This window comes from Streptomyces sp. OfavH-34-F, assembly GCF_022347745.1.
Taxonomy (GTDB): domain Bacteria; phylum Actinomycetota; class Actinomycetes; order Streptomycetales; family Streptomycetaceae; genus Streptomyces.
Genome location: NZ_JAKRGC010000322.1, coordinates 1 through 7,323 on the forward strand (window position 1 = coordinate 1; position 7,323 = coordinate 7,323).

The window sequence follows — 7,323 nt, forward strand, 5'->3', positions numbered from 1 at the left end:
CCCAGCGCCCAGGCGGCCTGCCGGGCCGCGCCCAGCGCCGCGTACTGCGCCGGCTGCGGCACGACGACCTGCGTGCCCAGCAGCGCCGGGGCCAGCTGCTGTACGGCCGGCAGCTCGGCCGCCGCGCCCAGCAGGAAGACCCGCCGCACCTCCACACCCCGGCCGCGCAGCACGTCGAGGGCGTCCGCCAGCGAGCACAGCATCCCCTCGAACGCGGCCCGCGCCAGGTGCTCCGGCTTCATCGACTCCCGCCGCAGCCCGCACAGCGTTCCCGCAGTGTGCGGCAGCCGCGGGGTGCGCTCGCCCTCCAGGTACGGCAGGAGCACGAGCCCCGAGGAGCCCGCCGTCGACTTCAGGGCCAGCGCGGACAGTGCGTCCAGCCCTTCCACGTCCAGCATGTCGGCGGTGCCGCGCAGGGCGCGTACGGCGTTCGACGTGTGTACCACCGGCAGATGCATGCCCGTCGCGTCGGCGAACGAGGTGATCATCCCGGTCGGATCGGCCAGCGCCTCGTGGTGCACCGCCATCACGGAACCCGAGGCCCCCAGCGACACGATCGCGTCCCCGACACCGACCCCCAGGCCGAAGGCCGCCGCCATGATCTCGCCGGTACCGGCGGAGATCAGCAGCCCCTCCGGCGTCATCCCCGCCGCGTCGGACGGACCCAGCACCTCGGGGAGCGCCGCCTGGTGCCCCAGCGCCAGCTCCACCAGATCCGGCCGGTAGGACTCCGTCCGCGCCGACCAGTACCCCGTCCCGGACGCGGCGCCCCGGTCGGTGGTCCGCCGGGCCGGGCGGCCCAGCAGCTGCCACACCAGCCAGTCGTGCGGCTGGAGGACCGCGGCCACCCGCTGCGCCTGCTCCGGCTCGGTCCGCGCCAGCCAGCGCAGCTTCGCCACCGCCTGCGCGGCCTGCGGCACTGCGCCGACCGCCTCGGCCCAGGCCTGCCGGCCGCCGAGCCCGTCGATCAGATCGGCGGCGGCGGCCTGCGCCCGCTTGTCGTTGCCGAGCAGCGCGGGGCGTACGAGGTTGCCCTGGTGGTCCAGCGGGACGAGCCCGTGCTGCTGCGCGGAGACGCCGATGGCCTGCACGCCTTCGAGCAGCCCGCCGGTGGCGGCCTCACCGAGGGAGAGCAGCCACGCCTGCGGGTCGACCTCGGTGGCCTTGGCCTCGACGGGATGCGCGGCGTACCCCTCGCGCAGTACGGCGCCCGTGTCCGTATCGCAGACCACGATGTGTGTGAACGCGGAAGAACTGTCCAAGCCGGCGACTATGCCCATACACAGATTCTGCCGCACCCCCGGCGGTTTCCCGTACCGGAGAGGCGGCAGAAGCGCGGCGGGCCCCGCCGCCCGGGCTACGTGTTCGTCGTCCCCCAGTCGTCCTCGACGCCGTTCCCGGCGGCGCGCCCGCGGAACGACCGCACCCGGTCGGACACGGAGGCCGGCACCTTGTCGCCGACCTTCTCGCCCACCGCGTGGTACGCCTTGCCCGCGAACTCCCGGCCGCTCTGGGCCGCGGTCTCGCAGGTGTTGCGCACGGCCGGGTTCTGGGCGAACTGGCGCGCGGCCTTCCTCAGCTGCTCGTAGCGTTCCCGCCCGGCCCGCGTGCCGAGCACGTAACCGACGGCCACTCCGGCGATGAACGTGAGCCGGTACCGCATGGGTGCCACCCTTCCTTCGCTCCGTGCGACGTGTGCTGCCCGCCTACCCGCAGACGCCCGAGATCACCCCGGCCGATACCGATTGGCAAAGCACCCCCCTGCTTGCGCTAATGTATGTGTCGCAGCGAGCGCGCGCCGCCCGGCATCCGCCAGGCAGGTGCGTTCGAGGCACCGCAGCAATCCCCTGTAGCTCAATTGGCAGAGCAGCCGGCTGTTAACCGGCAGGTTACTGGTTCGAGTCCAGTCGGGGGAGCGCGATCCCCTGTAGCTCAATTGGCAGAGCATTCGGCTGTTAACCGGAGGGTTACTGGTTCGAGTCCAGTCGGGGGAGCCAACGGACGAGGACCCCGTACGGGGTCCTTTTTCGTGTCCCCGGAACCGCCCGCCGGACCCCGCCGTCTTCATGGTCATCAACAGCAGGCCAACCGCAGCGGGAGATCGTATGACCGGCTATGCTGCGGCAGACGGTGCGCACACATGTACGCGCCACGCCGAGACGGGGCGGTAGCTCAGCCGGTTAGAGCAGCGGACTCATAATCCGTCGGCCGTGGGTTCGAGTCCCACCCGCCCCACCTGAGTGAAGAACCGGTTCCCCTGCGCAACCAGGGGAGACGGCGCGGCCCCCGCTCCAGCGGGGGCCTTTTCCGTGGCTGCAAGATCATCCGCTCGCCCGATGCCCACCCGGAGACGCAGAGGCGTCCGGAGCCTCTGGAGCGCATGGTCTTGCGGCGGTTCTTCCCTGGTCCGGGTCACGCTCAGCTCCGGCTCCGCGCTTTGCGCAGGAGCGCCGGTTAGCTGGCCGGATGCCCTGGTCACCCACCCCAAGCTGCTCGTGGCCCATGCGCGACCTGTCATGACCAGTTCCGGATGGTCGCTCTCCTCTGCTTACGCAGCCAACCCTCCGTGGTTGATTGATCACTCTTGACGCCGGGAGGCGGGCCCTTCATATTTGGGCGGCTTGTGTACAGCCTGGGAAGCATGGGGGCGGGGTCGTGGGTGGTGGGGTGTGGCGGCGTGTACGCCGCCGGGAGTGCGTCTGGTGGCGTTGGGTGGTCTGCATGCACTGAGCGCGCCCGCGGTCGCGCAGGCGACCACAGATGCTGGAGAAGTCGATTGCCCCGGTTCGGGTGGCCAAGCCGGACGGGGCTGGATCTTCCCCGACGTGAACCTGATCATGACCGCGACGGTCGAAGGCTTCCGCCAGGTCCTGGAGGTCGAGACGCCCCAAGGGGCAGCGAACCTGGCTCCGAAGAGCATTACTGACGATCTCAACGCTGAGAACGTGACCCTGAAAGCAGGGCCCGGCGGCGGAGTGGACGCTGTTGACGGAAACGGCAACACGCTCTCTCGCTCCCCCGCGGCACGGATGTGGAACTCCATCGGCGACGCGTCCGCCCCTGCCGGAGCCGGGGCGGCGCTCTTCATGGCCCCCACAGCCGGGGGCGAAGGCGTGACGACCGCAGCCAACTGGGTGTCGGCCGGTCCTCGCGAGGAGGGGGATCCGCTGGCCGGTCCTGGTGTGGGCGACGAGTTGGCCGTCCGTGACCTTGCGGTCGAGGACGGCTCGGTGACCGTCACCCCGGACGCGGATCTCGTGGCTGCACCGCGAGTGACGAATTCCCTGGGTACCGCGGTCTCGGTGGCTGACGGGCTTGGTCTCAAGGATGAGCCTCGGCAGGCGCTAGATCATTGTTAAGAATCTCGGATTTATTCGGCGGGCAACATGGTTGGATATGTTGGACGAAACAAGTGAAGTTTATCGGGGTGTGATGTGAACCGGCGGCTGGTAGGGCTGGCAGGCGCACTTGCATGGGTGACGTCGGCGGTAGCAACTGGTTGTTACAGCAATCCGCAGCTTTGTTCGGGGGCGGGTGAACGTCCGGCAGGGCTCCGTGGGGAGGATGTGGTAGGCGCCTACAAGGGATCCGACGGACGCATAACCCTCAACAGTGACGGCTCGTTTACTACAGTTGGCTGGCCAACTGAACTGAGGGGGGCTGCCGTCGGTGACCCGCAGAGCAGGACGGGGAGTGGAACCTGGTTCTTGAATGGTGTCGACGATGAGTCTTCTTTTGTCGTCAGGATGTCCTTTCACGAGATCAGTGGATACCTTGACGGTGGCGCCGACAGCGGGTACTACGGTGACGGTCTTATGGTCAGTGGCAGCCGGAAGAATCCGCACCTCTACTCGTTCGTTGGCGACCCCGACGGATGTGATGTCACCACCTTTACGCGCCAGTAACAAAAACCCCTCCGTGGCGACCGCTCTTCCGAGTCGTTGATGGCCCGTCGGATGTTGTGGGATCGGCCCAAAGTGGGGTGTGGCGGCGTGCGCGCCGCCGGGTGTGTGTTCTGGCTGTGTTGTCAATGGCGTCGGGTGGTCTGTCTGCGCTGAGCGCGCCTGTGATCGCGCAGGCGGTGGCGTGAGAATCTTCCCTGCCCCTAATTAAGTGAAGGAAGCGATGTTCAACTCGCGCGGTCTCCGGCGGCTAGTGGTCTTAGTTATCCCCGCACTCCTGCTTGTCGGGGCAACTTCCGCATGCAGCACCTCGCCCCATCTGGATGATGTGGATTCTGTGAAAGAATCCGATCTCCTTGGCACGTGGAAAGGGGCAGGTGGGTCGGTCCTCATCCTGAAGAGTGGTGAGAAATTTGAGGCGCACTCACTGAAAACCTCATACACTGCCGGCGCGGGTGTGCACGTCGAGTCCGAAGAAGTTGTCAGCGGGGCGGGCGAGTGGGCCTTTGGACACTATTCCAAGGACTGGATGGTTGACCTTTGGTTCGAGCCGGGTGGAAGCGCCACCTTGTACGTGGCGTCGGACGACGGAGAGAAGGTGATCTGGGCTTGGGTGGGCGATGGCGAGCCGTTCGTCATGCGGAGATGAGGGAGTTGACGGCAGCCTGAACCACGCCGGCTGCCGTCTCATGGGCGCCGGCGGAAGAGCTCCCGGGTGGGAATGCGGCCCCACTCATGCGGCCTGGCCTTCGACCGGCTGGCCGAGCTTGCGGTGCTGGCCCCGGGGCTGACGGCGGGTCGAGGGGCCGTTGCGCTGGTCGATACCATTTCGCGTGACCGAACCCCTGACCGAGTCCGCCGAGGGTGGCTCCGAGCCGGCGCCGCGGGCGCGGATATTCGCCGATGTGACCCCGCTGCGGACCTCGCCTGACTACCGGCGGCTCTGGTTCGGGAACACCGTCTCCTGGGTGGGGCAGGGCATGACCGCGCTCGCGGTCTCGCTGCAGGTGTACGACCTGACCGGCTCCGCGTTCTCCGTGGGGCTCATCGGCGCCTGCTCGCTGGTGCCGCTCGTCGTGTTCGGGCTGTACGGCGGGGCCGTCGCGGACACCGTGGACCGCCGGAAGCTGGGGCTGGCCAGCGCGCTCGGTTCGTTCGTGCTGTCGGTGCTGCTGGTCGCGGTCACCGTCGCCGGCGTGGAGCGGGTGGAGGTGCTGTACGGGGTCGTCGCGCTCCAGGCCGTCTGCTTCGCGCTCAACTCACCCGCGCGCAGCTCGATGATCGCCCGGCTGCTGCCGGCCGAGCAGCTTCCGGCCGCCAACGCGCTGAACTCGATGACCAGCACCACCGGCGCCCTCGTCGGGCCCATGCTCGGCGGACTCATCGTCGGGTGGTGGGGGTACCGCGCCGCCTACGGGGTCGACGCCGTCGCCTTCACCGCCTCCCTGTACGCCATGTGGCGGCTGCCCTCGATGCTGCCCGAGCGGGACGCGGCGGCGGGCCGGAAGCGGGCGTCCGTGCTGGACGGGCTGCGGTTCCTCGGGACGCGGCCCAACCTGCGGATGACCTTCCTCAGCGACCTGTGCGCCATGGTGCTCGCCCAGCCACGCGCCCTCTTCCCGGTCGTCGCCGCCCTCTGGTACGGGGGCGACGCCAAGACCACCGGGCTGCTCGTCGCCGCACCGGGGCTCGGGGCGCTGCTCGGCGGAGTGTTCTCCGGATGGCTGGGGACCGTCCGGCGGCACGGGCTGGCGGTGCTCGTCGCCGTGGGGTGCTGGGGCGCGGCGATCGCCGTCTTCGGGCTCACCCGGCAGCTCTGGCTCGGGCTCCTGTTCCTGGCGCTCGCCGGGGCCGCCGACAACACGTCCATGGTCTTCCGCAACACCATGCTCCAGGCGGCCGTCCCGGACGAGCTGCGGGGCCGGCTCCAGGGCATCTTCATCGTGGTCGTCGCCGGAGGGCCCCGGCTGGGGGACTTCATCGCCGGGTCCGCCGCCGACCTGACCTCCCCGGGCCTCGCCGTGACCGGGGGCGGCATCGCCTGCGTCGTCGCGGTGGTGTTCCTCGCGCTGCGGTGGCCCGCCTTCACCCGGTACGACGCGCGCGACCCCCAGCCGTAGCCGGGCCGGCAGCCGTTACGACACGTCCTCCAGCCGGGGCGGTTCGCCTGCCGTCGTGGTGTTGTCGAACAGCGAGAACGGCGCGCCCTGCGGGTCCGTGAGCGCGGCGAACCTGCCGAACGGGATCGTCATCGGACCGAACCGCAGCGTCGCGCCCAGCGCCTTCGCCTTCTCCACCGCCGCGTCGCAGTCGGCCACCGAGAAGTACAGGTTCACGTACGGGGGCATCTCGGGCGGGAAGTCGTCCGTCATCTTCATCCTGCCCAGCACCGGGTCGGCGCCCAGGTCGTAGAGCGTGAAGTCGACCGCGTCGTCCGCCATGCGCTTCACGCCGTAGCCGAAGACCGCCGGGAAGAAGGCGTCCGCCTTCCCCGGTTCGCGGGTGAAGATCTCGGCCCAGTTGTAGGAGCCGGGCACGGTCCGCGCCTCGAAGCCCTTGTGCTCGCCGGGCTGCCAGACGCCGAAGGTCACCCCGCCCGGGTCGCGGGCCAGCACCATCGTGCCGAACGCGCCGACCCGCATGGGCTCCACCAGCACCGTGCCGCCGTTCTCGCGGATCTTCGACGCGGTGGCCGCCGCGTCCGGCGAGGCGAGGTACAGGCACCAGCCGGGCGGCATCCCGCCAGGCCCCGGCGGCATCAGCGCGGCGACCGCCTTGCCGCCCAGGTACGCCTGGGTGTAGCCGCCGTACTCCGCCTGCGTCTCGCCGAAGGTCCAGCCCAGCAGTTCACCGTAGAAGCGTTTCGCGCCCTCCAGGTCGGGAAAGGTCGCGTCGGCCCAGCACGGTGTGCCCTTGGTCGCTTCTGCGGGCAAGGTCGCTCATCTCCTCGCGTGAGTGGGCTGCCCCCTCCTCACGCTAGCCACCCTTCACGCCCGCTGCCCGTCGGCGGGCGGCCCGGATGCCGGAGTGGACCCGCCGCCTCACCCGCGAGCTGGACACCTTCGCCGAGCAGAACGCGACGACCACGCTCCCGGTGCCCATCGCGCTCAACCAGCCGCCGGAACCGCTGCGGCTCGGCCCCTCCGACGACGCCGAATGGGCGGCCTTCACCGCCTGGACCGTGCTGGCGGCGGCCCGCACCGGACGGGTACGGGCCGCCGTGGCCGGGGCCTGGAACGCGCTGGCCGCCGAGGTCGCCGCGGCGGCGGCCCGCGCCCCGGAGGTGGAGTCCGCGGTGCTGCCGCTGCGCGCCCGGATCTCGGTGCGGGCCGGGCTCGGCAACCTCGCCGCCGGGCTCCGGCCGCCCGCCACCGGCCACGACAACCCGCACTACTTCGACGACGCGGCCTGCGTACGGGCG

The 7,323-nt window shown here is 70.1% G+C and carries 6 protein-coding genes, 3 tRNA genes and 1 pseudogene; 7 read left to right on the top strand and 3 right to left on the bottom strand.

What is annotated here, in order from left to right; genetic code table 11:
• Both MHW47_RS29665 and MHW47_RS29670 read right to left on the bottom strand, forming a co-directional pair.
• On the bottom strand, positions 1–1,280 hold a 1,280-nt coding region (locus tag MHW47_RS29665; RefSeq protein WP_239226880.1), incomplete at its 3' end, for an FGGY family carbohydrate kinase.
• A 77-nt stretch (positions 1,281–1,357) separates the two neighbouring features.
• Positions 1,358–1,663, bottom strand: coding sequence for a YtxH domain-containing protein (locus MHW47_RS29670; RefSeq protein WP_239226882.1), 306 nt, complete (start codon positions 1,661–1,663; stop codon positions 1,358–1,360).
• A gap of 180 nt (positions 1,664–1,843) precedes the next feature.
• Here MHW47_RS29670 and MHW47_RS29675 point away from each other — a divergent pair.
• From MHW47_RS29675 to MHW47_RS29700, 6 genes are all read left to right on the top strand, one after another.
• A tRNA-Asn gene (locus tag MHW47_RS29675) sits at positions 1,844–1,916 on the top strand.
• Positions 1,917–1,921: 5 nt separating this feature from the next.
• Positions 1,922–1,997, top strand: a tRNA-Asn gene (locus tag MHW47_RS29680).
• Positions 1,998–2,161: 164 nt separating this feature from the next.
• Positions 2,162–2,235, top strand: a tRNA-Ile gene (locus tag MHW47_RS29685).
• A 590-nt stretch (positions 2,236–2,825) separates the two neighbouring features.
• Entirely contained in the window at positions 2,826–3,359 is a 534-nt protein-coding gene (locus MHW47_RS29690) for a hypothetical protein (protein ID WP_239226884.1), read from the top strand.
• A 754-nt stretch (positions 3,360–4,113) separates the two neighbouring features.
• Positions 4,114–4,551, top strand: coding sequence for a hypothetical protein (locus MHW47_RS29695; protein WP_239226886.1), 438 nt, complete (start codon positions 4,114–4,116; stop codon positions 4,549–4,551).
• Between the two features lie 196 nt (positions 4,552–4,747).
• Complete coding sequence (locus MHW47_RS29700) at positions 4,748–6,022, top strand: MFS transporter (RefSeq protein WP_239226890.1); 1,275 nt, start codon at positions 4,748–4,750, stop codon at positions 6,020–6,022.
• A 15-nt stretch (positions 6,023–6,037) separates the two neighbouring features.
• Here MHW47_RS29700 and MHW47_RS29705 read toward each other — a convergent pair whose 3' ends face one another.
• Positions 6,038–6,835 carry a VOC family protein gene (locus MHW47_RS29705; protein ID WP_239226888.1) on the bottom strand — a complete coding sequence of 266 codons (798 nt, stop codon included), beginning with the start codon at positions 6,833–6,835 and terminating at the stop codon, positions 6,038–6,040.
• Between the two features lie 59 nt (positions 6,836–6,894).
• On the opposite strand from MHW47_RS29705, the pseudogene MHW47_RS29710 reads away from it, so the two are divergent.
• A pseudogene (locus MHW47_RS29710) lies at positions 6,895–7,323 on the top strand (ADP-ribosylglycohydrolase family protein); the annotation flags it as partial.

Coding starts and splice junctions, on each gene's coding strand:
- MHW47_RS29670 (WP_239226882.1), bottom strand. CDS start 1,663: ATGCGGTACCGGCTCACGTTCATCGCCGGAGTGGCCGTCGGTTACGTG.